18 protein-coding genes and 1 tRNA gene are annotated in these 26,159 nt (G+C 68.7%); 12 read left to right on the top strand and 7 right to left on the bottom strand.

Annotation, left to right across the window (positions count from 1 at the left end; translation table 11 throughout):
• The 5 genes from ACWV14_RS06455 (at window position 1) to ACWV14_RS06435 (ending at window position 11,267) form a co-directional block, all read left to right on the top strand.
• On the top strand, window positions 1-876 hold the full coding sequence (locus tag ACWV14_RS06455) for an amidohydrolase family protein (protein WP_454907642.1): 876 nt from the start codon (window positions 1-3) through the stop codon (window positions 874-876).
• Window positions 877-899: 23 nt separating this feature from the next.
• Window positions 900-1,865 carry a Bug family tripartite tricarboxylate transporter substrate binding protein gene (locus ACWV14_RS06450; RefSeq protein WP_454907643.1) on the top strand — a complete coding sequence of 322 codons (966 nt, stop codon included), beginning with the start codon at window positions 900-902 and terminating at the stop codon, window positions 1,863-1,865.
• Between the two features lie 313 nt (window positions 1,866-2,178).
• Window positions 2,179-9,669, top strand: coding sequence for an amino acid adenylation domain-containing protein (locus ACWV14_RS06445; protein ID WP_454907644.1), 7,491 nt, complete (start codon window positions 2,179-2,181; stop codon window positions 9,667-9,669).
• 14 nt (window positions 9,670-9,683) lie between these two features.
• The gene (locus ACWV14_RS06440) at window positions 9,684-11,003 is read left to right on the top strand and encodes a glycosyltransferase (protein WP_454907645.1); all 1,320 of its coding nucleotides are present in this window, start codon (window positions 9,684-9,686) and stop codon (window positions 11,001-11,003) included.
• Between the two features lie 21 nt (window positions 11,004-11,024).
• A complete protein-coding gene (locus ACWV14_RS06435) occupies window positions 11,025-11,267 on the top strand; it encodes an MbtH family protein (protein ID WP_454907646.1) in 243 nt (80 codons plus the stop codon).
• Window positions 11,268-11,476: 209 nt separating this feature from the next.
• Here ACWV14_RS06435 and ACWV14_RS06430 read toward each other — a convergent pair whose 3' ends face one another.
• Window positions 11,477-11,608 (bottom strand): hypothetical protein, encoded by a 132-nt coding sequence (locus ACWV14_RS06430; protein WP_454907647.1) that lies wholly within the window; start codon window positions 11,606-11,608, stop codon window positions 11,477-11,479.
• Window positions 11,609-11,687: 79 nt separating this feature from the next.
• On the opposite strand from ACWV14_RS06430, the gene ACWV14_RS06425 reads away from it, so the two are divergent.
• Both ACWV14_RS06425 and ACWV14_RS06420 read left to right on the top strand, forming a co-directional pair.
• Window positions 11,688-12,728: a methyl-accepting chemotaxis protein gene (locus ACWV14_RS06425; protein ID WP_454907648.1), complete on the top strand. Its 1,041-nt coding sequence runs from the start codon at window positions 11,688-11,690 to the stop codon at window positions 12,726-12,728.
• 137 nt (window positions 12,729-12,865) lie between these two features.
• Entirely contained in the window at window positions 12,866-14,713 is a 1,848-nt protein-coding gene (locus tag ACWV14_RS06420; protein ID WP_454907649.1) for a diguanylate cyclase domain-containing protein, read from the top strand.
• A gap of 38 nt (window positions 14,714-14,751) precedes the next feature.
• Here the strand turns inward: ACWV14_RS06420 and ACWV14_RS06415 are convergent, their stop codons facing one another.
• The gene (locus tag ACWV14_RS06415; protein ID WP_422085190.1) at window positions 14,752-14,970 is read right to left on the bottom strand and encodes a hypothetical protein; all 219 of its coding nucleotides are present in this window, start codon (window positions 14,968-14,970) and stop codon (window positions 14,752-14,754) included.
• A 153-nt stretch (window positions 14,971-15,123) separates the two neighbouring features.
• Between ACWV14_RS06415 and ACWV14_RS06410 the strand changes: the two genes are divergently transcribed.
• The gene (locus ACWV14_RS06410) at window positions 15,124-15,339 is read left to right on the top strand and encodes a hypothetical protein (protein ID WP_454907650.1); all 216 of its coding nucleotides are present in this window, start codon (window positions 15,124-15,126) and stop codon (window positions 15,337-15,339) included.
• Between the two features lie 354 nt (window positions 15,340-15,693).
• Here the strand turns inward: ACWV14_RS06410 and ACWV14_RS06405 are convergent.
• Both ACWV14_RS06405 and hrcA read right to left on the bottom strand, forming a co-directional pair.
• A tRNA-Ile gene (locus ACWV14_RS06405) sits at window positions 15,694-15,770 on the bottom strand.
• Window positions 15,771-15,801: 31 nt separating this feature from the next.
• Window positions 15,802-16,809, bottom strand: coding sequence for a heat-inducible transcriptional repressor HrcA (gene hrcA / locus ACWV14_RS06400; protein ID WP_454907651.1), 1,008 nt, complete (start codon window positions 16,807-16,809; stop codon window positions 15,802-15,804).
• Window positions 16,810-16,840: 31 nt separating this feature from the next.
• On the opposite strand from hrcA, the gene ACWV14_RS06395 reads away from it, so the two are divergent.
• The 3 genes from ACWV14_RS06395 to rapZ are packed head-to-tail and all read left to right on the top strand — an operon-like array spanning window position 16,841 to window position 20,310.
• Complete coding sequence (locus ACWV14_RS06395) at window positions 16,841-17,752, top strand: NAD kinase (RefSeq protein WP_106936924.1); 912 nt, start codon at window positions 16,841-16,843, stop codon at window positions 17,750-17,752.
• Complete coding sequence (gene recN, locus ACWV14_RS06390; RefSeq protein WP_454907652.1) at window positions 17,753-19,435, top strand: DNA repair protein RecN; 1,683 nt, start codon at window positions 17,753-17,755, stop codon at window positions 19,433-19,435.
• Window positions 19,432-20,310, top strand: a complete 879-nt coding sequence (gene rapZ, locus ACWV14_RS06385; RefSeq protein ID WP_422085161.1) for an RNase adapter RapZ — start codon at window positions 19,432-19,434, stop codon at window positions 20,308-20,310. The genes recN and rapZ overlap by 4 nt, the downstream gene beginning before the upstream one ends.
• Before the next feature lie 10 nt (window positions 20,311-20,320).
• Here the strand turns inward: rapZ and mutY are convergent, their stop codons facing one another.
• From mutY to mutM, 3 genes are all read right to left on the bottom strand, one after another.
• Window positions 20,321-21,367: an A/G-specific adenine glycosylase gene (mutY, locus tag ACWV14_RS06380; RefSeq protein ID WP_454907653.1), complete on the bottom strand. Its 1,047-nt coding sequence runs from the start codon at window positions 21,365-21,367 to the stop codon at window positions 20,321-20,323.
• A complete protein-coding gene (locus ACWV14_RS06375; RefSeq protein WP_454907654.1) occupies window positions 21,357-23,318 on the bottom strand; it encodes a dynamin family protein in 1,962 nt (653 codons plus the stop codon). Before ACWV14_RS06375 ends, mutY begins: the two co-directional genes overlap by 11 nt.
• Window positions 23,319-23,407: 89 nt before the next feature.
• On the bottom strand, window positions 23,408-24,220 hold the full coding sequence (gene mutM / locus ACWV14_RS06370; RefSeq protein ID WP_454907655.1) for a bifunctional DNA-formamidopyrimidine glycosylase/DNA-(apurinic or apyrimidinic site) lyase: 813 nt from the start codon (window positions 24,218-24,220) through the stop codon (window positions 23,408-23,410).
• A gap of 81 nt (window positions 24,221-24,301) precedes the next feature.
• Here mutM and ACWV14_RS06365 point away from each other — a divergent pair, with 81 nt between their 5' ends.
• Window positions 24,302-26,158, top strand: coding sequence for a tetratricopeptide repeat protein (locus ACWV14_RS06365; RefSeq protein ID WP_454907656.1), 1,857 nt, complete (start codon window positions 24,302-24,304; stop codon window positions 26,156-26,158).
• Window position 26,159 lies beyond the last annotated feature (1 nt).

Below are 26,159 nucleotides of genomic sequence, written 5' to 3'. Positions count from 1 at the left end.
ATGCGCCTCGAGAGCGTCTGCCCCAACAGCAGCGGCACGCAGCGGCCCGAACACAGCGCACCGGAAGGCGCCTGCGATGCGCACATGCATGTCTATGACCGCCGCTTCGCGCTGCACGCGCCGCCCGATGCGATGGTCGACGACGCCACCGCCGACGACTACCGCCTGCTGCAGCAGCGCATCGGCACCCAGCGCACCGTCGTCGTGCAGCCGCGCATCCACGGCACGGACAACAGCGTGACGCTCGCGGCCATTCGCGCGCTCGGCGCTTCGAGTACGCGGGGCGTGGCTGTCGTGCGCCCCGAGGTGAGCGACGACGAACTCGCGCGGCTGCACGCGGGCGGCATCCGCGGCATCCGGTTCACGCTGTACACGCCGACCCACGCGACCACCGATTTCTCCATGGTCGAGCCGCTCGCGCACCGCGTGCACGCGCTCGGCTGGCATGTGCAACTGCACTGGAGCGCCGACCAGATCGCCGAACACGCGGCCCTGCTCGAACGGCTGCCCTGCACCATCGTCCTCGACCACCTCGCGCGGCTTGCGTTGCCGGATGCGCAGGCGCACCCCGCCTTCGCGGTCGTGCGCCGGCTGCTGGACAACCGCCGCACCTGGATCAAGCTGTCCGGCGCCTACCTCGATTCCAAGCTGGGCGCCGAAGGCGGCTACGCCGACACCACCGGCATCGCCCAGGCCTGGGTGCGGCATGCGCCGGAGCGCATGGTGTGGGGCAGCGACTGGCCCCACCCCACCGAGCGCGACGCCAAGCCCGACGACGCGCAGTTGTTCGACCTGCTGGGCCTATGGGTGCCCGACGAAGCCGTGCGCCGCCGCGTGCTGGTCGACAACCCGGCGCGGCTCTACGACTTTTCCTGAACTGCAAACATCGAGACATCGGCATGAAGAAGACAACACGCGTCCTGAAGACGATCGCGGCCATCGCCGCCTGCGCGCCCCTGGTGGGCTGGGCCGCGTGGCCCGACAAGCCGATCCGCATGGTCGTGCCCTACGCGGCTGGCGGCGGCGCGGACAACACCGCGCGCATCGTCGCGCAGCAGATGAGCGCGGCACTGGGCCAGCAGATCGTCATCGACAACAGGCCCGGCGCGGGCGGCGTGATCGGCGCCGACAACGTGTCCAAGGCGGCGGGCGACGGCTACACGGTGCTCTACGACGCCTCGGCGTTCTCGGTGAACCCGTCGCTGCGCAAGCTGCCCTTCGATGCGACGAAAGACTTCATCCCGGTGTCGCTGGTGGCCACCGCGCCGCAGATCCTGGTGGTGCCGGAGAACGCGCCCTACAAGACCGTGGCCGAGTTCCTGGACTTCGCGCGCAAGAACCCCGGCAAGCTGAGCTTCGCATCGGCGGGCGGCGGCACCGGCTCGCATCTTGCGGGCGAGGCGCTGAACGAGCAGGCCAAGGTCAACCTGATGCACGTGCCCTACAAGGGCGGCGCACCCGCGCTCACCGACCTGATGGGCGGGCAGGTGTCGGCGTACTTCGGCAACGTGGCCTCCACCCTCAGCTACGTGAAGTCGGGCAAGCTGCGCGCGCTGGCCGTGAGCTCCACCCGACGCGTGCCGGCCCTGCCCGACACGCCGACGCTCGGCGAGTCGGGCCTGCCGGGCTACAACGTGGTCGAGTGGAACGGCGTGTTCCTTCCGAAGGGCGCGCCGCCCGACATCGTGCAGAAGCTCGGCAAGGCGGTACAGGCGGCGGTCAACGATCCCACGGTGCGCCAGAAGCTGCTGCAGCTCGGCCTCGAACCCGCGGGGACCACGCCGGAGGCATTCGCCAGGTTCGTGCAGGACGAGACGAGCCGGGTGAGTGCCCTGGTTCGTGCGCGCAACATCAGGGTCGACTGAGCGACGCGACGCGGGCATCAGCCGGATGCCCCTACTGTTTGGAGTTGAAGTTGCTGCATCGCAACATCGCGCTCTCCGGATTGCTCCTTCGGAATACGACTAAAGCCTTCGGATTTCGGTGACACGAATCAGGCGTGCACTTCTCGATGAAATCTTTCTTTCTCAAAGCTCATCGTGAAATGTTCTTGCCCAAAAAACTGTCGCTGAAATTGTTGCAACGGCTTGTACATTGAATCGCAGTTAACGATTGATTCGCGCTTGTTTCCAAGCGCGTGCCGATCGCTGCCGCGTCATTCAATACATGGAGGAATTCATGCGTACGGTCGATCCCCTGGGCAACGCATCCGCTCTCACTTCCGGCCAGATGGCCATGTGGCTCGGTGCCAGGTTCGCCTCGCCCGACACCAACTTCAATCTGGCCGAAGCCATCGAGATCGACGGCCCGGTCGATCCGGTCGTGTTCCTCGCGGCCATGCAGCAGATAGTCGACGAAGCGGAGGCCACGCGCCTGCGTTTCGTCGACACCGAGCACGGTCCGCGGCAGATCGTGGCGCCGCCCGCCACGCGCGAGATTCCCTATCTCGACTTCAGCCACGAAAGCGATGCCGCCGCCGCGGCGCAGGCGTGGATGCACGCGGACTTCACCCGCGGCATCGACATGGCGCAGGGGCAGCTGTGGCTGTCCGCGCTGATCCGCATCGCGCCGGACAGGCACGTCTGGTATCACCGCAGCCACCACATCGTGCTGGACGGCTTCGGCGGCGGGCTGATCGCGCGGCGCTTCGCGGACATCTACAACGCGCGGCTCGACGGCACCGCGGTTGCCGAAGACTCCAGCTTCGCGCCGCTCTCGCAGCTGGCGCTGGAAGACAACGCATACCGGGAGTCGGGCCGCTTCCCGCGCGACCGCCAGTACTGGATGGAACGCTTCGCCGATGCGCCCGATCCGCTGAGCCTGGCGTCGCGCCGCTCGGTGAACATCGGCGGGCTGCTGAGGCAGACCGCTTACCTGCCGGCGGCGCGCGTGCAGGCGCTGCAGGGCATCGCGCAGCAACTTGGCAGCACGCTGCCGCAGATACTGATCGCCGTTACCGCCGCCTACCTGTACCGCGCCACCGGCATCGAGGACATGGTGATCGGCATCCCGGTGACCGCGCGCCACAACGAGCGCATGCGCCGCGTGCCCGCGATGGTGGCCAACGCCCTGCCGCTGCGCCTTGCAATGCGCGCGCAGCTGCCGATGCCCGAGTTGATCCGCGAAGTGGGCCGGCAGATGCGCCAGTTGCTGCGGCACCAGTCGTACCGCTACGAGTACCTGCGCAACGACCTGAACATGCTGGTCAACAACCGGCAGCTGTTCACCACCGTGGTCAACGTCGAGCCCTTCGACTACGACCTGCGTTTCGGCGGCCATGCGGCCCGCCTGCGCAACCTGTCCAACGGCACCGCAGAAGACCTGGGCATCTTCCTGTACGAGCGCGGCAACGGCCAGGACCTGCAGATCGACTTCGACGCCAATCCCGCGCTGTACACGGCGCAGGCGCTGGCCGATCACCAGCGCCGGCTGCTCGCCTTCATGGCCGCCGTCATCGAGCAGCCGGAGCAGGCCGTCGGCCATGTCGACCTGCTGAGCGCCGACGAGCGCAGGCAACTGCTGGTGGGCTGGAACGACACCGGCCATCCGCAGACGGAGACCAGCCTCACGGCCCTGATCGAGAGCGGCCTCGCGCACGACGCGCAAGGCATCGCGCTGCGCTTCGAAGATGCGGCGCTGAGCCGCGGCGAACTGGACCGGCGCGCCAATCGACTGGCGCACCTGCTGCGCGCGCGCGGCGCGGGCCCTGAGCAAACCGTGGCGCTGGCCGTGCCGCGTTCGCTGGACCTGATGGTCGCGCTGCTGGCGGTGCTGAAGACCGGCGCCGCATATCTGCCGGTCGACCCGGACTTTCCACCGGACCGCATCGCCTTCATGCTCGCCGATGCGCAGCCGGTGTGCCTTGTCACCACCACGTCGCTGACGGAGGCATTGCCGGACCATGCCTCGGTTCTTCTGCTCGACGCACCGCAAACGATTGCCGATCTGGAGAATTGCGCCGACACCGCACCCGGCGTTGCGATCGATCCCTCGCACCCGGCCTATGTGATCTACACCTCCGGCTCGACCGGAACGCCGAAGGGCGCGGTGGTGTCGCATCGCGCCATCGTCAACAGGCTGCGCTGGATGCAGCACCGCTACGGCCTGCAGGCAGACGACCGCGTGCTGCAGAAGACACCGTCGAGCTTCGACGTGTCGGTGTGGGAATTCTTCTGGCCGCTGATCGACGGCGCCACGCTGGTGCTGGCAAAGCCCGGCGGGCACAAGGACGCGGCCTACCTCGCAGGGCTGATCGCGCGCGAAGGCATCACCACCGCGCACTTCGTGCCTTCGATGCTGGAAGTGTTCTTGCTCGAACCCTCGGCCCGCGCATGCACCTCGCTGCGACGGGTGATCTGCAGCGGCGAGGCCCTGTCGCCCGCGCTGCAATCGCAGTTCCAGCAACGGCTGTCCTGCGAGCTGCACAACCTGTACGGGCCGACCGAGGCGGCAGTCGACGTCACCTCGTGGCAATGCCAGCCCGACACGTCCGCTGAAAACAGGGCGGAGCGCGTGCCCATCGGCCGGCCGATCTGGAACACGCAGATGCATGTGCTCGACAGCGGCCTGCAGCCGGTGCCTGCCGGCGTCACAGGCGAGCTGTACATCGCGGGCACGGGCCTGGCGCGCGGCTACCTGAAACGGCCGGTGCTGAGCGCGGAACGCTTCGTCGCCAACCCCCACGGCGAGCCCGGCAGCCGCATGTACCGCACCGGCGACCTTGCCAGCTGGCGTGCCGACGGCAGCCTCGACTTCCTGGGCCGGGCCGACCAGCAACTGAAGATCCGCGGGCTGCGCATCGAGCCGGGCGAGATCGAAGCGGTGCTGCTGGAGCATCCGCACATCGCGCAGGCGGCGGTGATCGCGCGCGAAGACGTGCCGGGCGAAAAGCGCCTGGTGGCGTACGTGGTGGCGGTTGCCGATGCCGACCCGCAGCCGGCCGATCTTCGCGCTCATCTCGCGCAGGCAGTGCCCGACTACATGGTGCCCTCGGCCTTCGTCACAGTGCCGGCACTGCCGGTGGGGCCGAGCGGCAAGCTGGACCGCAAGGCGCTGCCCGCGCCCGAGCTGCAGGCGGCCACGCCCTATGCAGCGCCGCGCACGCCGACCGAACGAACGCTGGCCGCGCTCTGGGCCGAAACACTGCACCTGCAGCGCGTGGGCATCCACGACAACTTCTTCGAGCTGGGCGGCCACTCGCTGATGATCGTGCAGCTGATCTCGATGATCCGGCAGCAGTTCATGATCGACCTGCCACTGGACACCCTGTTCCAGGTCTCCACCATCGCGGGCCTCGCGGAACTCCTCGACCAGGCGGCGGTGGCACGCCCCAGCCTCACGCCGATGCCGAGGCCCGCGCGCATTCCGCTGTCGTTCGCGCAGCACCGCCTGTGGCTGATGAACCAGCTCGACAGCGCCAATCCGGCCTACAACATGCCGCTGGCGCTGCGGCTGTCGGGCCTGCTCGACCGCGCGGCGCTGCATGCGGCGCTGGACGACCTGGTGCAGCGCCACGAAAGCCTGCGCACCATCTACCCGACCGAGGCGGGGCGGCCGTACCAGCACATCCTCGATGGCGCGAGCGCGCGTCCGGTGGTGGCCGAGGCCGACAGCAGCGAGGACGAGATCGCCGCCCAGCTGCATGCGGCAGCGGGCCACGGCTTCGATCTGTGCAGCACCGCGCCGCTGCGCGTGCATGTGTTCAGGCTGGCCGACGACGAGCACGTGCTGCTTCTGCTGACGCACCACATCGCCGGCGATGGCGCTTCGCTGCTGCCGCTGGCGCGCGACCTCAGCGTTGCCTATGCCGCACGCCGCGACGGCCAGGCTCCCGGCTGGCAGCCGCTGCCGCTGCAATACGCCGACTACGCGCTGTGGCAGCAGGAGCTGCTGGGCAGCGAGGACGACCCCGACAGCATGGCCGGCCGCCAGCGCGCGTTCTGGCGCGAGACCCTGGACGCGCTGCCCGAACAGCTGGCATTGCCCACCGACCATCCGCGCCCGCTCGCGCCCAGCCATCGCGGCGACGTGGTGGCGCTGCAGATTCCGCCGCGCGTGCACGAACGCATGCTGCAGCTGGCGCGCGACGGACAGGCCAGCGTCTTCATGGTGCTGCAGGCCGCGCTGGCGGGCCTGCTGAGCCGGCTGGGCGCGGGCGACGACATCGTCATCGGCAGCCCGGTGGCCGGGCGCAGCGACCACGCGCTCGACGACCTGATCGGCTGCTTCGTCAACACGCTGGTGCTGCGCACCGACACCTCGGGCCAGCCCGGCCTGCGCGAGCTGGTGGCGCGGGTGCGCGGCACCAACCTGGCTGCCTATGCGAACCAGGAGTTCCCCTACGACCGCCTGGTGGAGCTGCTGCGGCCCGGCCGCTCGCGCGCCAACCTGCCGCTGTTCCAGGTCATGCTGGGCTTCCAGAACAGCAGCCGGCTGTCGTTCAGCCTGCCGGGCCTGTCGATCACGCCGCAGCCGGTGGCCATCGACACCGCGAAGTTCGACCTGTCGTTCATCCTCGGCGAGCAGCGCGGCACCGATGGCCTGCCGGGCGGCATTGCCGGCGGCATCCAGTACAGCACCGACCTGTTCGAACGCGGCACGGTGGAGGCCATCGCGGCGCGGCTGGTGCGCCTGCTCGAAGAGGCTTGCGAGGCGCCCGACGCGGCGTTGGGCAGCCTGCCGATCCTGGGCGCGGAGGAAGAACGGCGCCTGCTGGCCGAGTGGAGCGGGCCCACGCTGGTGTTGCCGCAGCGCTCGCTGGCAGCCATGGTCGAGGCGCATGCCGTCAAGCAGCCCGGCGCGCCGGCGGTGGTGCTCGACGATGCCATCGTGGGCTATGCCGAACTCAATGCGCGCGCCAACCGCCTCGCGCATCTGCTGCGCGGGCGGGGCATCAAGGCTGGCGACGTCGTCGCGACTGTGCTGCCTCGTTCGCTCGACCTTGTGGTGGCGCACCTGGGCATCGTGAAGGCCGGCGCGGCTTACCTGCCGATCGACCCTGCCCACATGGCCGGGCGCAGCGCCTTCGTGTTCAAGGAGGCCGCGCCCGCTGCCGTGCTGACGCATGGCGCGATGCTGCCGCAACTGGCCGATGTGCCGCATTGCCTTGAACTCGACAGCGACACCACCGTGGCCGCACTGGCAATCCAGCAGCAGACCGACCCGGTGCAGAGGCCCACGCCCGCCCCGCAGGACGCGGCCTACGTCATCTACACCTCGGGCTCCACCGGCGTGCCCAAGGGCGTGGTGGTAACGCATGCGGGCCTGGAAAGCCTGGGCACCGCCATGTCGCAGCAGCTCGCGATCACGCCGGATTCGCGCGTGCTGCAGTTCTCGTCCTGCGGCTTCGATGCCTCGGTGATGGACCAGCTGATGGCCTTCCATGCCGGTGCCGCGCTGGTGGTGCCGGCGGCCGGGCAGCTGCTGGGCACGGACCTCGCGGCGCTGCTCGAACGGCAGGCGGTGAGCCATGCATTGATTCCGCCCGCCGCGCTGGCGACCTTGCCGGCAGGCGAGTTCCCTCGCCTGCGCACGCTGGTGGTGGGCGGCGACGCCTGCCCGGCCGCGCTGGCCGCGCGATGGTCGCAAGGCCGGCGCATGGTCAACGCCTACGGCCCCACGGAGATCACCATCTGCGCGAGCATGAGCGCGCCGATGCAGCCCGGCGAACAGCCTTCGATAGGCCGGCCAATATGGAACACGCGCATGTACGTGCTCGACAGCGGCCTGCAGCCGGTGCCGGCCGGCGTGGCCGGCGAGCTGTACGTCGCGGGGGCGGGCCTGGCGCGGGGCTATCTGAAGCGCCCGGTACTCAGCGCCGAGCGCTTCGTCGCCGACCCCTTCGGGCAGCCCGGCAGCCGCATGTACCGCACCGGCGACCTGGCACGCTGGCGGCCCGACGGCAGCCTCGACTTCCTGGGCCGTGCCGACCAGCAACTGAAGATCCGCGGCCTGCGCATCGAGCCGGGCGAGATCGAATCGGTGCTGCTGAAGCATCCGCGGATCGCTCAGACAGCCGTGATCGCACGCGAGGACGAGCCGGGCGAAAAGCGCCTCGTGGCCTATGTGGTCGCGGCGGACGGGGCCGAGCCCCGGTACGCCGAATTGCGCACGCACCTCGCACAGGCATTGCCCGACTACATGGTGCCCTCGGCCTTCGTCAGCGTGCCGGCGCTGCCGTTGAACGCGAGCGGCAAGCTCGACCGCAAGGCGCTGCCCGCGCCCGAGACGCAGGTCGCCACGCCCTATGCGGCACCGCGAACGCCGATCGAAGAAGCACTGGCCGCGCTCTGGGCCGAGACGCTGCGCGTGGAGCGCGTGGGCATTCACGACAACTTCTTCGAACTCGGCGGCCACTCGCTGATGGCCATCCAGCTCGGCATGCGCATTCGCGAGAAGCTGCGCGCGGACTTCCCGCATGCCGAGGTCTACAACCGGCCGACCGTCGCCGAGCTCGCCGCATGGCTGGACAACGCCGGCGGCGCGGCCGAGGCCCTCGACCTGTCGCGCGAACTCGAGCTGCCGCCCCACATCCGCGGCCAGGGCACGACACCGCCGCGCGAGCCGGAGCGCGTGTTCCTCACCGGTGCCAGCGGCTTCGTAGGCAGCCATCTGCTGGCGGCGCTGCTGCGCGGCACCTCGGCCCGCGTGGTCTGCCATGTGCGGGCCGAGGACGAGGCATCGGGCAGGCGCAAGCTGCAGCGCACGCTGGCCCAGCGCCAGCTCAGCGCCGTATGGGACGACGAGCGCATCAAGGTGGTCACGGGCGACCTGGGCGCGGCGCGACTCGGACTGGACGACAGCGCCGTGCAACTGGTGCGCGACGGCTGCGACGCCATCTACCACTGCGCGGCGCAGGTCGACTTCCTGCATCCCTATGCGAGCCTGAAGGCGGCCAACGTGGACAGCGTTGTCACCTTGCTCGAATGGACCGCGCAGGGCCGGCCCAAGGTGATGCACTACGTCTCCACGCTGGCGGTGATCGACCAGAACAACCAGGGCGGCACCGTCACCGAAAGCTCGGCGCTGGACTCATGGCGCGGGCTGGTCGACGGCTACAGCCAGAGCAAGTGGGTGGCCGACGCGCTGGCCAGGCAGGCGCAGGCGCGCGGGCTGCCGGTGGCCATCTACCGGCTGGGCGCGGTCACCGGCGACCACACCCACGCGATCTGCAACGCCGCCGACCTGATCTGGCGCGTGGCACACCTCTATGCCGACCTGGAAGCGATTCCCGACATGGACCTGCCGCTGAACCTGACGCCGGTGGACGACGTGGCGCGCGCCATCCTCGGGCTCGCGGGCCAGCAGGCGTCGTGGGGCCAGGTGTTCCACCTGACGAGCAATGCTCAACTGCGGGTGCGCGACATTCCGCCGGTCTTCGAGCGGCTGGGCCTGCGCCTCGAACCCGTGGGCCTGGAGCCCTGGCTGCAGCGCGCCCACCAGCGGCTGGCCGTGGGCCAGGACCGCGACCTGGCCGCGGTGCTGGCCATCCTGGACCGCTACGACACCTCGGCCACGCCGCCGCAGGTCAGCGGCGCGGCCACGCATGCGCAGCTCGAAGCCATCGGCGCCACCATCCGTCCGGTGGACCGCGAGCTGCTGCAGCGCTACTTCGTCGACCTCGGCATCGACACCAAGGCACGCCGTGCCCTGGAAACCAGCGCTTCGTAGAAAGGAGGGCTTGCATGGCACGCTACCTCATCGCCGCAACCGCTTTGCCCGGGCACGTGCTGCCGATGCTGGCAATTGCGCAGCATCTGGTGCGCCTCGGGCATGAAGTGCGGGTGCACACGGCCAGCCAGTTCCGCGCGCAGGCAGAGGCCACCGGCGCCGGCTTCACCGCCTTCGCGCCCGCCATCGACTTCGAGCATGGCGAACTCGACCGGCGCTTTCCCGAACGCATGCGCCTGCCCGCCGGCCATGCGCGGCTGTGCTTCGGGCTGAAGCATTTCTTTGCCGACGCGATGGCGCCGCAGCACGCGGGCCTGCGCGGCATCCTGGACGAATTCGAAGCCGATGCCATCGTGGTCGACACCATGTTCTGCGGCACCTTTCCGCTGCTGCTCGGCGCGCGCGAAGACCGCCCGGCGGTCGTTTCCATCGGCATCTCGGCGCTGCCGCTGTCGAGCTGCGACACGGCCTTCTTCGGCACCGCGCTGCCACCGTCGTCCACGCCGGAGGGACGCGCGCGCAACCGCGCGATGAACGGCAACCTGCAGCACGCCATGTTCGGCGAGGTGCAGCGCTACTTCAATACGGTGCTGGCGCGCGCGGGCTCGCCCGCGCTGCCGTCCTTCTTCGTCGACGCGATGGTCACGCTGCCCGACCTCTACCTGCAGCTGACATCGGCGGCGTTCGAGTACCCGCGCAGCGACCTGCCCGCTTCGGTGCGCTTCGTCGGTCCGCTGCTCGCGCCCGCCAGCCGCGACTTCACGCCGCCCGGCTGGTGGCACGAACTGGACGACGGCCGCAAGGTCGTGCTGGTCACGCAGGGCACGCTGGCCAACCAGGATCCGGCACAGCTGATCGGCCCGACGCTGCAGGCCCTGGCCGGCGCGCGGGACGTGCAGGTCATCGCCACCACCGGCGGCCCGTTGCCGGAAACGCTGAACATGGCGGTTCCGGCCAATGCCCGCGTGCTGCCGTTTTTGCCCTACGACCGGCTATTGCCCAAGGTGCACGCGATGGTGACCAACGGCGGCTACGGCTCCGTCAACCATGCGCTGAGCCTGGGCGTGCCGCTGGTGGTGGCCGGCACCACCGAGGAAAAGCCCGAGATCGCCGCGCGCGTCGCCTGGTCGGGCGCCGGCATCAATCTCGGCAACGGCCAGCCCGGCGCGCGGCAGATCGGCGACGCGGTGCGCAAGCTGCTGGCCGATCCGTCCTACCGGCAGCGCGCAAACGCATTGCGCGAAGACTTCGCGCGGCACCACGCGCTGACCGAAATCACCGAGGCCCTGGCGGCCCTGCGGCAGGCGGCCGCGGAGCCGGCGGCCATGGCTTGAACCTTCAAGAGGAAATCGACAATGAGCAATCCGTTCGACGACAAGGACGCCAGCTTCATGGTGCTGGTCAATGCAGAAGGACAGCACTCGCTGTGGCCGGCCTTCATCGCCGTGCCCGCGGGCTGGGACGTGGCACTGGCCGCGACCGACCGGGCGGCCTGCGGCGCCTTCATCGAGGCGAACTGGACCGACATGCGGCCGCGTTCGCTGGTGGCGAGCGACGCCTCGGCCGCCGCCGTGCCGGCTTCGCGGCAAGCGGTGTGAGGCCGCGTCACCGCGCGTGCAAGGCATGATGGTTCTTGCCCTGTACCGGCGCGGCGCCGCCTTGGCGCATGCCTCGCGGCTGCGGTCGCTGGCCGCGGCAGAAAAGACTTCCGGAGCTGCCGGTGCCGGGCCCCGGCACAAGCCGGGTGCCGCTCGGAGCGACTCGTCGCTGCGCGACACGCGCACCACGCGGGCCCGCTCGCCGTCCGTCAGCAGATAGAGGCCACCGTCGGGGCCTTGCCTGATGTCGCGGTGCGCTCGCCCGGTTCGGAGAACAGCGCCTCGCGCCGGACCACCGTGGGCGCCGCGTCGCTGCCCGGCAGTTCGATGCATTTGTCCATGATCGGAAAGTGCACGCCCCCGGCCCGATATTTGCTGGGCAGTGGAAAACAACCTGTTATCCACCCCGAGGGCCACGCCATGTCGAATCCGCAGGAAATCGTCGAACTCACCCATCAGGTCAAGAAGCTTGCCAACGGGAAAATCTCCGACATCAACGACATCAACCGGGAGACCACCTTCCTCGCGCTCAATGCGCTGATCGAGGCCGCGCGTGCGGGCGACGCGGGCAAGGGCTTCGCGGTCGTCGCCAACCAGGTCAAGCAGGTGTCGACGCGCATCGCAGACATCACCACCGCGCTCAACAAGGAACTCGCCGGCTCGCTGTCGAAGCTCACCGACCTGGGCGACAGCATGATCGAGCGGATGCGTTCGCACGAGGGGCAGCGCTGCACGGACCTCGCGCTGAACATGATCGACATCGTCGATCGCAACCTGTACGAGCGCTCGTGCGACGTGCGCTGGTGGGCGACCGATTCCGCGGTGGTCGAGTGCCTTGCCGATGGCGGCGCACCGGCGCGCGAGCATGCGTCGCGCCGGCTGTCGGTGATCCTGGACAGCTACACCGTCTACCTCGACCTGTGGATCGTGGACGCCTCGGGCACCGTGGTCGCGAACGGCCGGCCGCAGGCCTACTCGGCCACCGGCCGCAACATCGCAGGCGCGCGGTGGTTCAAGGACGCGATGAAGACGCCTTCAGGCGCGGACTTCGTGGCCGGCGACATAGAAGCCTTGCCGCTGCTGGGGAACGCGCATGTCGCCACGTATGCCACCGCGATCCGCGAGCGCGGCGCCGTGGATGGCCGGCCGCTGGGTGCCCTGGTGATCTTCTTCGACTGGGCCGCGCAGGCGTCGGCGGTCATCAAGGGCGTGCGGCTCAGCGACGAGGAATGGCGGCGCACGCGCTGCATGATCGTCGACTCGACGTTCCGCATCATCGCGAGCTCGGACAAGGCGGACGTGCTCAACGAGCAGTTCCGCCTGGTGACCCAGGGGCAGCGCACCGGTTTCTATCGCGCGTCCGACGGGAGCACCACCGTGTCTTTCGCCGCAACGCCGGGCTACGAGAGCTACCGGGGGCTCGGCTGGTACGGCGTCGTGGTGCAGAAACCGCCGGCTTGACGGGTTGCGCCCGGGCCGCCTGGAGCGGGGGCGGATCGTGGCTGGTCCATTTGCGTCGGGGCTCGCGGGAGAACTCAGGAAATACACACCCGGGCGACAATCCGCCTTTTTTTCCCGCCCCTCCCGCCGCACATCCCATGATGTCCCGCCTCTTCCCATGCGGCACCGCCGACACGCGCCGCGCCTGGCGCCTGCTGGTGGCCGCCGCGCTCGCGCTGTTCCTGTCGGCCGTCGCCGCCGCCCAGCCGGCCGGTGATGCGCAGCGCGGGCCGCTGCAGATACGGCACCAGCCGAACGGGCTGCCGGCCGTGCAGCATCTGCAGGTGTTCGAGGACAAGACGCGGTCGCTGGGCATCGAGCAGGTGCGCACGCCGCCGCAGGAAGCGAGATTCGCCTTCCCCGACGATCCGCTGCGGGGCAAGGAATCCGACCGCGTGCTCTGGTTCAAGCTGCAGATGCGGCTGGCCGACCCCGCCGACGCCTCGCGCGAGTGGCTCATGCTGGTGCCGACGGTCTCGACGCATGACCTGCGCTTCTACGGTCCCTACGACGAAGACGGCCACGCACTGGCCGACCCGGTCACCACCGGCATGCGCTACCCCTGGGCGACCCGCCCGGCCGCGTCCGAACAGATGGCCTGGCGCTTCCGGTTGCCCGGGCCGGGCACCTACAACGTGTACTTCCGGGTCGAGTCGACATTCGCGCGCATCTACGACGTTTCGGTCTGGGACCCGGCCGACTACCTGCAGTCCACGCAGGACAAGCGCATGTTCGACGGCGTGACCTACGGCGTGCTGATCGGCCTGATGGTGTACGGCCTGGTCCTGTTCAAGGTGTTCGGCGAGGGGCTGTACGGCTTCTACATGCTGTCTTGCGCCTGCGGCGTGCTGGCCCTCGCCAGCATCAACGGCCACGCCTTGCGCTACCCGTTCGCGCACTGGCCCGCGGCGGCCGGCTTCGCCTACACCGCCGGGCCGGCGCTGTGGGCCATCTGCAAGCTGCAGTTCGGCAGGCGGCTGCTGCGGCTGCGCCACTTCGCGCCGCCGCTGGACTGGCTGGTGCAGGCCTTCACGGTCGCGCTCGCGCTGGCCATTCCCTATGCCAACTGGGGCGCCCATCCGCTGATGACGTTCCGGCTGGTGCAGATCTCGGTGATTGCATCGACCGTGGTGATGGTGATCGGCGCGCTGATCGCGATGCGGCGGCGCTACTGGCCGGCGGTGCTCTACTTCTTCGGCGTGGCGCTGCTGCTGGCCGGCATCGGCGCCATCGTGGTCGCGAGCTGGGGATGGATCGAGTGGGCACCGAACCAGATGAACGTGTCGCAGGGCGCGCTGGTGGCCGAGCTGATCGTTTTCGCCGTGGCCATGGGCTCGCGGCTGCAGCTGGTGCTGCGCTCCGAACAGGCGCTCACCGCGCGCACTCAGCAGCTGGTGGAGGCCCTGGGCACCGACGCGCTGACCGGCGCCGCCAGCCGTGCCGGCTTCGAGAGCCGCGGCGAGGAATTGCTGGGCAAGGGCCAGCCGTTCGCCCTGATGCTGCTCGACCTGGACGGTTTCAAGGGCGTGAACGACGCGCACGGACACGCGGCCGGCGACCAGGTGCTGATCGCCATCGCGCAGCGGCTTCGCGAGCAATTGCGCAAGGACGACGTGGTTGCCAGGCTGGGCGGCGACGAGTTCGCGGTGCTGGTGCCCGGCACGCCTTCACGCGAGGCCCTGAGCCTCATGGCCCGGCGCATGATCGAGGCGGGCTCGCAGCCGATCGAGTACGAGGGCCGCAGCGTCACGGTCGGCATGAGCCTGGGCATAGCCTGCCGTCCGGACGACGGCGACACACTGGCCCGGCTGCTGCGCGCGGCGGACAGGGCGATGTACCACGTCAAGCAGCACCGGGCGGGCCCGGCGTTCACCTTTGCGTCGGACCTTGCGGCCCAGCCGGGCACGCTGGGCACCGATCTGCTTCCCCTAGAGCGAACGGGTTGAAGCTCGGCATTCACCCGGCCGCCCTCGACGCGGCTTTTTCATGTGCATTGCTTTCGTAACCGGTTGAGTTCTGCCCGACCCTGCGGGGTGATGCGCAGGATGACGGCGGAGGGTTTCGAACGGTCGCCAGGCACCGGAAGATTCGCGTCGATGAAGTTCGCCGCGGCGAGCACGGCCGCGCAATGAATGTCAGCCTCCTCGAGAACGGCGAGGGGAAAGGGTGCCTCCTCAATGCGACGCAGGAAATCCATCGGCATTGCAAATTCCTCCACACAAGATTCCGCTTGCAGGTATCAGTGTTCAGTGCTCCCTGCCTTGGATCTTTCCACGCTTCGTCCGGCCCATTTGTAGGCTTGCGCCCACCATTGCGACAACCCCGATCAACACTGGGGATACGTAATCTCGTGCGGATGAAATGGCAGGCCAGCGTCCGTCCCCTGGAGTTTCACTTTCACGAGATCCCCGCTCATCCCGGTGATGACACCGCGCCGGCCATTGATTTCGACTGCGCCACCACGGCGTGCTGGTACCCCGAATTTCGCGCGGATGGCGGCCAGGTTATCGAGCTTCTTGATACGCACTATTGGTCTTCAGACTGCGGAGCAGGCTGCCTTTTTGAATTTTGACGACCTAAAGTACTACTCCCCCTGGGTTTCAAAGTCGGACAAGCGCCCGAGCCTTTGTGCTGGAGGCCGCCTCACAAGCAATGACGCCCTGTCATCGAATCGCCCGGTTCGAGACGCGCCGCTCGCCCGGTCGCCAGCGAAAGACAAAGGCGAGCAAGACCGGCTTCGGGCCAAAAAGCCCGGGTAGGCGCAGGGCCTGCCCGGCCACATGACCGAGGCCATGGCGGCGGACTGCATCGACAAGAGGCCGGGGGAAGGCGAAGCCGCCCCGCTGATTTGCGGAGCACGTTCATGGATTGCGGAGCAGCGCTATTGAAATAGCGAGGCACGGAATCCAGAAGATACGGGGGATGGTGGTAGGCCGTGAGTGGCTTGAACACTCGACCAACGGATTATGAGTCCGCTGCTCTAACCAACTGAGCTAACGGCCCACGCGCCACGATTCTATTCGCGCCGCGGCGCCTATTTGCGATGGCTCAACGCATTGCTCACCAGACGCGACGTGATATCGACGATCTGGATCATGCGTTCGTAGGGCATGCGGGTCGGCCCGATCACGCCCAGAGTGCCCACCACCTGCCCGTCGACCTCGTAATTGGCGCTGACGATGGACAGTTCCTCGAACGGCACCACCTGGCTTTCGCCGCCGATGAAGATGCGCACGCCCTCAGCCTTGCTCGACACGTCGAGCAGCCGCATCAGCTGCGCCTTCTGCTCGAAAAGCTCGAAGGCGCGGCGCAGCTGCCCCATGTCGCTGGAAAAGTCGGTTACCGAGAGCAGGTTGCGCTCGCCGGAAATCACCACGTCGTCTTCCTGCGCCTCCGTGAGCACCTCGGAGCTGACCTGCACGGCGGCCTGCATCAGCGCCGCGATCTCGCCGCGCAGCTTCTCGACTTCGGACTGCAGGCGATCGCGCACCTGCTCGATCGTCAGGCCAGCGTAGTTCGCGTTGATGTAGTTGGACGCCTCGACCAGCTGCGACTGCGAGTAGTCGGCCTCCGGAAAGATCACCCGGTTCTGCACGTCGCCGTCGGGCGACACGATGATCACCAGCAGGCGACGGTCGGACAGCCGCAGGAACTCGATCTGCTTGAACACCGAGGCCCGGCGCGGCGCCATCACCACCCCCACGAACTGCGACAGGTTCGACAGCAGGTGCGCCGCGTTGGCAATCACCTTCTGCGGCTGGTCGGGCGCGAGCGCCGGCGGGCTCATCTGCTCGCGCTGGGCCGTGAGCATGGTGTCGACGAACAGGCGATAGCCGCGATGCGTCGGGATGCGGCCGGCCGAGGTGTGCGGGCTGGCGATCAGCCCCAGCGCCTCGAGGTCGGACATGACGTTGCGGATGGTCGCGGGCGACAGGTCCAGCCCGGAAGAACGCGAGAGCGTGCGGGAGCCGACGGGTTGCCCGTCGGCGATGTAGCGCTCGACGAGCGTCTTGAGCAGCAACTTGGCACGGTCGTCCAGCATTGCAAGATTTTAGTGTTGTAATTTGTGAGATATGACCTCTCGCTTCCGTCACGTCGCCCTCATAGGCAAATACCAGGCTTCCGGCGCCCGCGCGCAGGCCGACGCGCGCGACGGCGTGATGGAAGGCATTGGCGCCTTTCTCGAATCCCAGGGCTGCAAGGTGTTCGTCGAGCGCTCGACCTGCGAGGACGACGCCGACGACGCTCCCGCCCATCCGCGCTACGAGGCCCTGTCGGTCGAGGAAATCGGCCAGCGCTGCGACCTCGGCCTGGTGGTCGGCGGCGACGGCACGATGCTCGGCATCGGACGGCAGCTCGCCAGCTACGGCATTCCGCTGATCGGCATCAACCGCGGCCGCCTCGGCTTCATCACCGACATCCCGCTCGACAACTACCAGGCCACGCTGATCCCGATGCTGGCCGGCGAATACGAGGAAGACCACCGCAGCCTGATGCACGCGCGGGTCATGCGCGACGGCGCCTCGGTGTTCGACGCACTGGCCATGAACGACGTGGTCGTCAACCGCGGCGCCACCTCCGGCATGGTCGAGCTGCGCGTGTCGGTCGGCCGGCATTTCGTGGCCAACCAGCGCGCCGACGGCCTGATCATCGCAACGCCCACGGGCTCGACCGCCTACGCGCTGTCGGCCGGCGGCCCGCTGCTGCACCCGGCGGTGCCGGGCTGGGTGCTGGTGCCGATCGCGCCGCACACGCTGTCGAACCGCCCGGTGCTGCTGCCCGATGCCGACGAGATCGTCATCGAGCTGGTGGGCGGGCGCGATGCCAGCGCCAATTTCGACATGCAGTCGCTCGCCTCGCTGGCGATCGGCGATCGCGTGGTGGTGCGCCGCTCCGACTTCCGCGTGCGCTTCCTGCATCCGCGCGGCTGGAGCTATTTCGACACGCTGCGCAAGAAACTTCATTGGAACGAGGGAGGCTCCTGAATGGCGCTGCGACGCATCGCACTGCGCGACTTCGTGATCGTGCGATCACTCGAACTCGACCTGTCCGGCGGCTTCACGGTATTGACCGGTGAAACCGGCGCGGGCAAATCCATCCTGATCGACGCGCTGCAGCTGGCGCTGGGCAACCGTGCCGACGCCGGCGCGGTGCGCGAAGGCGCAGAGCGGCTCGACGTGAGCGCCGAATTCGATGCCGACCCGGCCCTGGCCGCCTGGCTCGACGAAGGCGGCTTCGAAGCCGGCGACGCGCTGCTGCTGCGCCGCACTGTCGACCTGCAGGGCCGCAGCCGCGGCTGGATCAACGGCAGCCCGGCCACGGCCACGCAGCTGCGCGAACTCGGCGACCGCCTGCTCGACATCCACGGCCAGCACGCCTGGCAGAGCCTGACCCGGCCCGAGGCCGTACGCGGCCTGCTCGACGCCTATGCGGGCGTGCGCAGCGACGCACTCGACGCCGCCTGGCATGGCTGGCGGCAGGCCCTCTCCGCGCTCGAACATGCGCGCTCGGCGCAAGACTCGCTGCAGCGCGAGCGCGAGCGACTGCAGTGGCAGATTTCCGAGGTCGCCAAGCTCGCGCCCGGTGTCGACGAGTGGGAAGAGCTGTCGACCAACCATTCGCGCATTTCCAACGCGCAGGCGCTGATCGACGCGGCCCAGGGCGCCAGCCAGGCGCTGGAAGACGAAGACAACGGCGCGCTCTCCGCGCTCTCGCGCGCGGCCACGCTGCTGAAGAACTGCGAACACATCGAACCCGAATTCCGCAACCTCGGCGAAGTGCTGGCCTCCTGCGTGGCACAGGCCTCCGACGCGGCCCATTCGCTGCACGGCTACCTGCGCGACGCCGAAGCCGATCCGCAAAGCCTGGCCGAACTGGACGAGCGCATGGGCCTGTGGATGTCGCTCGCGCGCCGCTACAAGCGCACGCCGGCCGACCTGCCGGCATTGCTGGCCGGCTGGCAAGCCGAGCTGCAGGCGCTGGATGCGCAAAGCGATCTCGACGGTCTGGAGCGTGCCGAGCAGAGCGCACAGCAGGCCTACATGAAGGAAGCCAAGGCGCTCGGCAAGGCGCGCAAGCAGGCGGCACCCCGCCTCGCGCAGGCCGTCACCGAGGCAATGCAGGGCCTGGGCATGCAGGGCGGGCGCTTCGAAGTCGATCTGCAGCCGCTGGCGCAGCCCGGCCGCGCCGGCCTGGAAGAAGTGGCTTTCCTCGTGGCCGGCCACACCGGCAGCACGCCGCGCGCCATCGGCAAGGTGGCGTCGGGCGGCGAGCTGTCGCGCATCGCGCTGGCCATTGCCGTGACGACCAGCCAGCTCGGCGCGGCGCAGACGCTGATCTTCGACGAAGTGGATGCCGGCGTCGGCGGTGCCGTCGCGGAGACGGTCGGGCGCCTCATGAAGCAGCTTGGCCGCGACCGCCAGGTGCTCGCCGTCACCCATCTGCCGCAAGTGGCTGCGTGCGCCGACCACCATCTCGTGGTGGCCAAGCGCCAGACCGCGGCGGCCGGCAAGGAAGGCCCGCGCACCGAGAGCGGTGTGTCGCGTCTGGACGAAGACAACCGCGCCAAGGAAATCGCCCGCATGCTGGGCGGCGAGAAGGTCTCGCAGACTTCGCTAGCGCACGCACGGGAGATGCTGGGCCACAAGACTTCGGCGGCCACGCCATGAACCTCGACCTGGTCCTCATCACCGGCATGTCGGGCTCCGGCAAGTCGGTGGCCCTTCATGCGCTGGAAGACGCGGGCTACTACTGCGTCGACAACCTTCCGCCCGAGCTGCTGACGGCGTTCATCGCGCTACAGCACGAACAGCAGACGCCGCGCGTGGCCATTGCCATGGACGTGCGCAGCGGCGTCTCGCTGCCCATCGTTCCGCAGCAGCTCGAGGCGCTGCGACGCGACGGCGGGATCTCGCTGCGTTCGCTGTTCCTCGACGCCACCACCGACGCGCTGCTGCGCCGCTATTCGGAAACCCGCCGCCGCCATCCGCTCTCGCGGCAGGAAGGCCGCACCGACGTGCCGGAGCAGCATCGCGTGCTGATGCAGGCCATCGAGCTGGAACGCGAACTGCTGGCCGATCTGCGCGACGGCGCCGACGTGATCGACACCAGCCTGATCCGGCCGGCGCAGCTGCAGAGCTACATCAAGTCGCTGATCTCGGCGCCGCAAAGTGCACTGACGCTGGTGTTCGAGTCGTTCGCCTTCAAGCGCGGCGTGCCGCTGGATGCCGACTACGTGTTCGATGTGCGCATGCTGCCGAACCCGCACTATGTGCCCGCGCTGCGCCCGCTCACGGGCCGCGACGAACCGGTGATCGAATGGCTGCGCGAGCATGACGACGTGGCGCGCATGTACGACGACATCGAGCAGTTCCTGTCGCACTGGCTCGATGCGCTGGCGCGCGACCACCGCAGCTACGTGACGGTGGCCATCGGCTGCACCGGCGGGCAGCACCGGTCGGTGTTCCTGGTCGAGCAGCTCGCGCGTTCGTTCGGTGCCCGCTGGGGTGCGCTCAAGCGGCACCGCGAACTCGACGCGAACTGACTGACGGTTTCTATCGGGCCTCGCTGCTCTCCAGCAGCTTGCGCACCGGGGCCGGCAGGCCCAGCCGGCTCCACTCCTGCGCTTCGACCCAGCGCGCGCCCTCGCCGAGCGGCTGGGCGCCTTCGAGCAGCACCGGGTGCAGGTGAAGGTCTTTGTGGGTCAGCACATGCACGAAGGCCGGCAGGTCTTCAGTGCCGCGTTGCGCGTCGGGCGGCAGCGCTGCGAGCAGGTCGTCGCGGCTGTCGAACACGGGCAGGCAATGCAGCCCCGCCCAGATCCCCTTCGCCGGCCGCTTCTCCAGCCACACACGTCCCTGCGCATCGCGCGCCAGCAGCAGCCAGAGCGACTGGGCGCTGCGCTTGAGCTTGCGCGTCTTCACCGGATAGCGCTCGGGCGCGCCTTCGCGCAGGCCCACGCAGCGCTTGTCGACCGGGCAGATCATGCAGCTCGGCTTGCGCGGCAGGCAGACCGTGGCGCCGAGGTCCATGAGCCCCTGCGTGTAGTGCGCGATGGCTTCGCGCTGTTCGGCGGCGGGCAGCAGTTGCGTCGCCAGATCCCACAGGGCGCGCTCCTGCGACGACGAGGACATGTCGCCGCCAAAGCCGAGTACGCGCGTCAGCACGCGCTTCACGTTGCCGTCGAGGATCGCCACGCGCTCGCCGAAGCAGAAGGCGGCAATCGCCGCCGCCGTGGAGCGGCCGATGCCGGGCAGGGTCACGAGTTCTTCCGCCGTCCGCGGAAACTCGCCGCCGAAGCGCGCGACGACGTCCTGCGCGCAGCGGTGCATGTTGCGCGCGCGGCTGTAGTAGCCCAGGCCGCTCCAGAGGCCGAATACCTCGTCTTCGGTTCCGGCGGCCAGCGCCTTCACGTCCGGAAAGCGCTCGAGAAAACGCGCGAAGTAGCCGAGCACCGTCGACACCTGCGTCTGCTGGAGCATCACCTCCGACAGCCAGACGCGGTAGGGGTCGCGCGTATTCTGCCACGGCAGTTGGCTGCGGCCGTGGCTGCGCTGCCAGGCCACGATCTGCGCGGCGAAGTCGGGGGACTCAGGCAGCACGCAGTTCGCCGGCGACAGCCGCAGCCTGCGGCTTTGCCTGCTGGGTGATGAGCGTGGTGAATTCGCGCAGCCGCAGATGAAGCTCGGCCAGGTTGCTTTCCTGCGCGGCGAGCTCCATCAGCCGCTCGTCGAGATTGCCCGCCGCGCTCTGGATGCGCTCGATGGCCTCGATGCGCTTGCTGAAGTTGCGCCGGCGCTCCTTGAGCTGCGCATCGATCTGCGCGCTCGCGCCCTTGCTCCAGCGCTCGACCTCGGTCATCGCGGCTTCGTTCACCAGCCGCAGCCGGCTGGCCAGCGCACGCACGAGCTTGTCGCAGAAATCGGCTTGCGCGAGCTTCAGCAGGTTGCCCACGCCGAGGTAGTGGATGTGGCTGCGCTCGATCTGGCTGAGCTCCTGCTCGAAGCCGGTAAGGTCAGGCTCGGCCGGCGCTTGCAGCGTGAAGCCCTGCTCGGCGTTGAGCTGGCGGAAGGTGGCGTGCAGCATCGACTGGATTTCTGCCGTCGTCGCCTGCACTTCGCGCAGGTTGTTGCGCAGCGAGTCGAAGGTCTCCGCGTACACCTTGCGCACGTTGAGCTTGACGCCGGGGCGCTTGAGCGCGGCCGACAGCCGCACCATGTCGGCCTTGAGCGCGGTGCGGCCGAGGACGGCATACACCTCGCGCAGCAGCTTGCCCTGCACCGAACGCAGCGCCAGGATGCGCGTGTTGCTGCCCTCGAACTCGGCGTGCTCCTGGTCGATGCGCGCGCGCATGTGGCGGATCACCGAGACATTCTTGCCGCGCAGCCCCTGCAGCTCGAGCGCCTGCTCTGACAGGTCGCGCTGGCGCACCTTCAGTATGCGTTCGGCCTCGACGCGCAGCGCACTCATGCCGGCATCGACCGCAAGCCGCAGCATGGTCTCGCGCTTGCCGAGCACGCCTTCGCCCAGCAGCGCTTCGAGCGCGGGCAGGCGGCTGGCGTCGAGCAAGGGCACGTCGCGCTGGATCTTGGCCTGCAGGCCCTTCTGCGCGGACACCGGCAGCACCTGCGCCAGCGGCACCTCGAGCAGGCGGGCCGCGCTTTCGCGCTGGCGCTCGATCTGCTGGGCGATCTGCGCGGGGGTGCTCAGCGTGTCCCACATGGTGTCGATCTTGTTGAGCACCACGAAGCGCGTGTTGTTGCCTTCGTCTTCGGTGATCAGGTGCTCGCGCCAGATCGAGAGGTCGGAGCGCGTCACGCCGGTCTCGGCGCCCAGGATGAAGACGACCGCGTGCGCCTGCGGTATCAGGCTCACGGTGAGTTCGGGTTCGGCACCGATCGCGTTCAGACCGGGGGTGTCGAGAATCACCAGCCCCTGCTCCAGCAGCGGATGGGGCATGTTGAGCACCGCATGGCGCCAGCGTGGGATTTCGACACGGCCCTCGGCGTCGTGCACCGGGTTGTCGTCGGGCGTCTCGTCGTCCCAGAAGCCAAGCGTGCGTGCTTCGTCCTTGGCGACCCAGCGCACCTCGGCCACCTTGCTCATGGCCTGCGCCAGCTGTTCGGCATCGGCCACGTCAATCGCGATCTCAGTCCAGCGCGTGGGCTTCTCGCGCCAGTGCGCGAGCGAGTGCGGCTCCAGGCGGGTCTCGATGGGCAGCAGCCGCAGCTTCGGCGCGAGCGCGGGGTCGTAGCCCAGCTCGGTCGGGCACATCGTGGTGCGGCCGGCGCTCGCGGGCATGATGCGCCGCCCGTAGCCGGCAAAGAAGATGGCGTTGATCAGCTCCGACTTGCCGCGCGAAAACTCCGCCACGAACGCGACCATGACCTTGCTGGTGCGGATCTGCGTCTCGAGCCCGCGCAGGCGTTCAGCCACCGCCTGGTCGAGCAGCTCGTTCTCGGTCAGCCAGCGGGACAGCCACTGCAGCCGACGGGCGAAATTGCTTCGCCAGGCGCCGTGCTGATCGAGTTGTTGGTTGAAGGAGCGGCTCAAGAGACAGATGTAAAAACTAGCTTACAAATATAGCATCGAGAGGCGCGCAACAACCGTTTCCTGGCTATTTAGCTCGACGGTTCCGGCCGCTATTTCTGGCAGTTGGGACAGTAATAGGTGGAGCGCTGCCCCTGCCGCAACAGCCGGATGGGCGTTGCGCAGACCCGACAGGGTTCGCCTGCCCGGCCGTAGACGGTCGCCTCGAGCTGGAAATATCCGTTCTGGCCGTCGATGTTCGAGAAGTCGCGCAGCGTGCTGCCGCCCTTCTCCACCGCCCTTGCAAGAATCTCGCGCACCGCCGCATGCAGCTTGGCGGCACGCGGCCGGCTGATGCGCGCGGCCGAAAGCGTCGGCCGGATGCCGGCCTGGAACAGAGCCTCCGACGCATAGATATTGCCCACGCCCACCACCACGTCGCCCGCCAGCAGCACCTGCTTGACGGCAGACTTGCGCTTCTTGAGCCCGGCATGGAAGACGTCGAGGTCGAAGTCTTCGCCCAGCGGCTCCATGCCGAGCCCACCGAGCAGCTTGATGGCCCAGGGCGCGTCTTCGTTCTCGACATAGACGACGGCACCGAAGCGGCGCGGGTCGTTGAGCCGCAAGGTGCCCAGGTCGGTCACGAGATCGAAATGGTCGTGCGCGCCGGGCGGCGGCAGCACCGCGTCGAAACGCAGGCTGCCCGACATGCCCAGGTGCAACAGCAGGATGCCGCGGTCGAGATCGATCAGCAGGTACTTGCCGCGCCGGCGCACCTGGAGCACACGGCGCCCCACCAGCGCCTCGGGCAGCACCATCAGCGCCCAGCGCAGGGGTTTTCCGATGCGTACCGCGTCGATGCGCGCCCTGGCAATGCGATCGGCAATGCCGCGCCGGGTGACTTCGACTTCGGGTAATTCAGGCATGAAAAGTAAATCTCCGGCAAATGCCGACGGCGACGAAGCCCCACGCGGCGCACGTTCAAAAGGCTGGATTATTATGGTCGGATGAACCTTCCGCCCCGCCGACACCGCCTTGCGGCGGCCGCGTCTCTTGTCTTGCTGGCCTGTGCCGTCCACGCGCAAACCAACGATCCAGCAGCCCCCGACAGCCCCGCCCCCGTCATCGAACGATCCGCGCCACGGAAGCCAGCGGCCAAGCCCCAGCAGACCGTCGTCGCCAAGGCAGCTGCTGCCGCCGAGCCCGCGGCGCAGCCGTCGGCACTGACCGCGGACCTGTTCTACGAAATTTTGATGGGCGAGCTGACGACCCGCTCCGGCGACCCCGGCTCCGGCTACGCATTGGTGCTCGACGCCGCACGCCGGCTGCGCGACGGCAAGCTGTTCCAGCGCGCGGTCGAGATCGCCCTGCAGTCGCGCTCCGGCGATGCGGCGCTGGCCGCGGCCCGTGCCTGGCAGGAAACGCTGCCCACCTCGCGCGACGCCCGGCGCATCGAACTGCAGATCCTGATCGCACTCAACCGCATCAGCGAAACGACCGAGCTGCTGCGCGCCGAAGTGGCGGCCACCTCGCAGGTCGAACGGCCGCTGCTCATGGCCGTGATCACGCGCAACTATTCACGCGCGCCCGACAAGAAGCTGGCCGCCTCGGTGGTCGAACAGGCCTTGTCCGACGAACTCAAGAACCCGACCACCGGCGCGCTGGCCTGGACCACCGTGGGCCGGCTGCGCCTGAACGCGGGCGATGCTTCCGGCGCGCTGGAAGCCGCGCGCAAGGGCCAGGAACTCGATCCCTCGTCCGACGCCCCGGCCGCGCTGGCGCTCGAGATGATCGACCCCGGCCAGCCGCTGGCCGAGCCCATCGTCACCCGCTACCTGAACAACAACCCCAAGGCTGCACCCGACCTGCGCGTGGCCTACGCACGCGTGCTGGTCGAAAACCGCCGCTTCCCAGACGCCACCGCGCAGCTCCAGGCACTCACCGCGGCCCGGCCCGAACTGGCCGAACCCTGGTTGCTGCTCGGCAGCCTGCAGATGCAGGCCAAGCAGGACGCAGCCGCCGAGGCCTCGCTCAAGCGCTTCATCGAACTCTCGGGCAGCCAGAGCAAGGATGCAGGCGAAGCGGGAGACCGCCGTCGCAGCGTGTCGCAGGCGTACTTTGCGTTGGCGCAGCTGGCCGAGCGCCGCAAGGACTTCCCGGCCGCCGAACGCTGGCTGTCGCGCGTGACCGGAACAGATGACATCGTCGCCGCGCAAACCCGCCGCGCGGCCCTGCTCGCGCAACAGGGCAAGCTGCCGCAGGCGCGCGAACTCATCCGCTCGCTGCCCGAACGCACGGCCGACGACAAGAAGCAGAAATTCCTCGCCGAAGTGCAGCTGCTGCGCGACGCCAAGCAATACCAGGCGGCCTACGACATGCTGGCCCAGGCTTCCGCGGCCTCGCCGGACGACGCCGACCTCGTCTACGACCAGGCCATGGTTGCCGAGCGTCTCAACCGCCTCGACGACATGGAGCGCCTGCTGCGCCGGCTCATCGAGCTCAAGCCCGACAACCAGAATGCGTATAACGCGCTGGGCTATTCGCTTGCCGATCGCAAGATCCGGCTCGAGGAGGCACGCACGCTGATCCAGAAGGCAGTGCAGCTGGCGCCGGACGATCCGTTCATCGCCGACAGCCTCGGCTGGGTCGAATTCCGCCTCGGCAACACGACCGAGGCGATCCGCATCCTCGAGGCCGCATACAAGACACGGCCCGACCCCGAGATCGGCGCGCACTTCGGCGAAGTGCTGTGGAGCACCGGCCAGAAGGACCGCGCGGTCACGATCTGGAAGGAATCCTTGCTGAGCGACTCCGAAAATGAAACCCTGCAGGAAACACTCAAGCGCCTGCGCGTGAAGCCTTGAA

The organism is Variovorax durovernensis, from assembly GCF_977011995.1.
The sequence above is the reverse complement of the archived record's forward strand: the minus strand, read 5'-3'. Positions and strand labels throughout refer to the sequence as shown.

Bases quoted from the DNA above. Each gene is read 5' to 3' on its own strand.
- ACWV14_RS06455 (WP_454907642.1), top strand. From the start codon at position 1: ATGCGCCTCGAGAGCGTCTGCCCCAACAGCAGCGGCACGCAGCGGCCC.
- ACWV14_RS06450 (WP_454907643.1), top strand. From the start codon at position 900: ATGAAGAAGACAACACGCGTCCTGAAGACGATCGCGGCCATCGCCGCC.
- ACWV14_RS06445 (WP_454907644.1), top strand. From the start codon at position 2,179: ATGCGTACGGTCGATCCCCTGGGCAACGCATCCGCTCTCACTTCCGGC.
- ACWV14_RS06440 (WP_454907645.1), top strand. From the start codon at position 9,684: ATGGCACGCTACCTCATCGCCGCAACCGCTTTGCCCGGGCACGTGCTG.
- ACWV14_RS06435 (WP_454907646.1), top strand. From the start codon at position 11,025: ATGAGCAATCCGTTCGACGACAAGGACGCCAGCTTCATGGTGCTGGTC.
- ACWV14_RS06430 (WP_454907647.1), bottom strand. From the start codon at position 11,608: ATGGACAAATGCATCGAACTGCCGGGCAGCGACGCGGCGCCCACGGTG.
- ACWV14_RS06425 (WP_454907648.1), top strand. From the start codon at position 11,688: ATGTCGAATCCGCAGGAAATCGTCGAACTCACCCATCAGGTCAAGAAG.
- ACWV14_RS06420 (WP_454907649.1), top strand. From the start codon at position 12,866: ATGATGTCCCGCCTCTTCCCATGCGGCACCGCCGACACGCGCCGCGCC.
- ACWV14_RS06415 (WP_422085190.1), bottom strand. From the start codon at position 14,970: ATGCCGATGGATTTCCTGCGTCGCATTGAGGAGGCACCCTTTCCCCTC.
- ACWV14_RS06410 (WP_454907650.1), top strand. From the start codon at position 15,124: ATGAAATGGCAGGCCAGCGTCCGTCCCCTGGAGTTTCACTTTCACGAG.
- hrcA (WP_454907651.1), bottom strand. From the start codon at position 16,809: ATGCTGGACGACCGTGCCAAGTTGCTGCTCAAGACGCTCGTCGAGCGC.
- ACWV14_RS06395 (WP_106936924.1), top strand. From the start codon at position 16,841: ATGACCTCTCGCTTCCGTCACGTCGCCCTCATAGGCAAATACCAGGCT.
- recN (WP_454907652.1), top strand. From the start codon at position 17,753: ATGGCGCTGCGACGCATCGCACTGCGCGACTTCGTGATCGTGCGATCA.
- rapZ (WP_422085161.1), top strand. From the start codon at position 19,432: ATGAACCTCGACCTGGTCCTCATCACCGGCATGTCGGGCTCCGGCAAG.
- mutM (WP_454907655.1), bottom strand. From the start codon at position 24,220: ATGCCTGAATTACCCGAAGTCGAAGTCACCCGGCGCGGCATTGCCGAT.
- ACWV14_RS06365 (WP_454907656.1), top strand. From the start codon at position 24,302: ATGAACCTTCCGCCCCGCCGACACCGCCTTGCGGCGGCCGCGTCTCTT.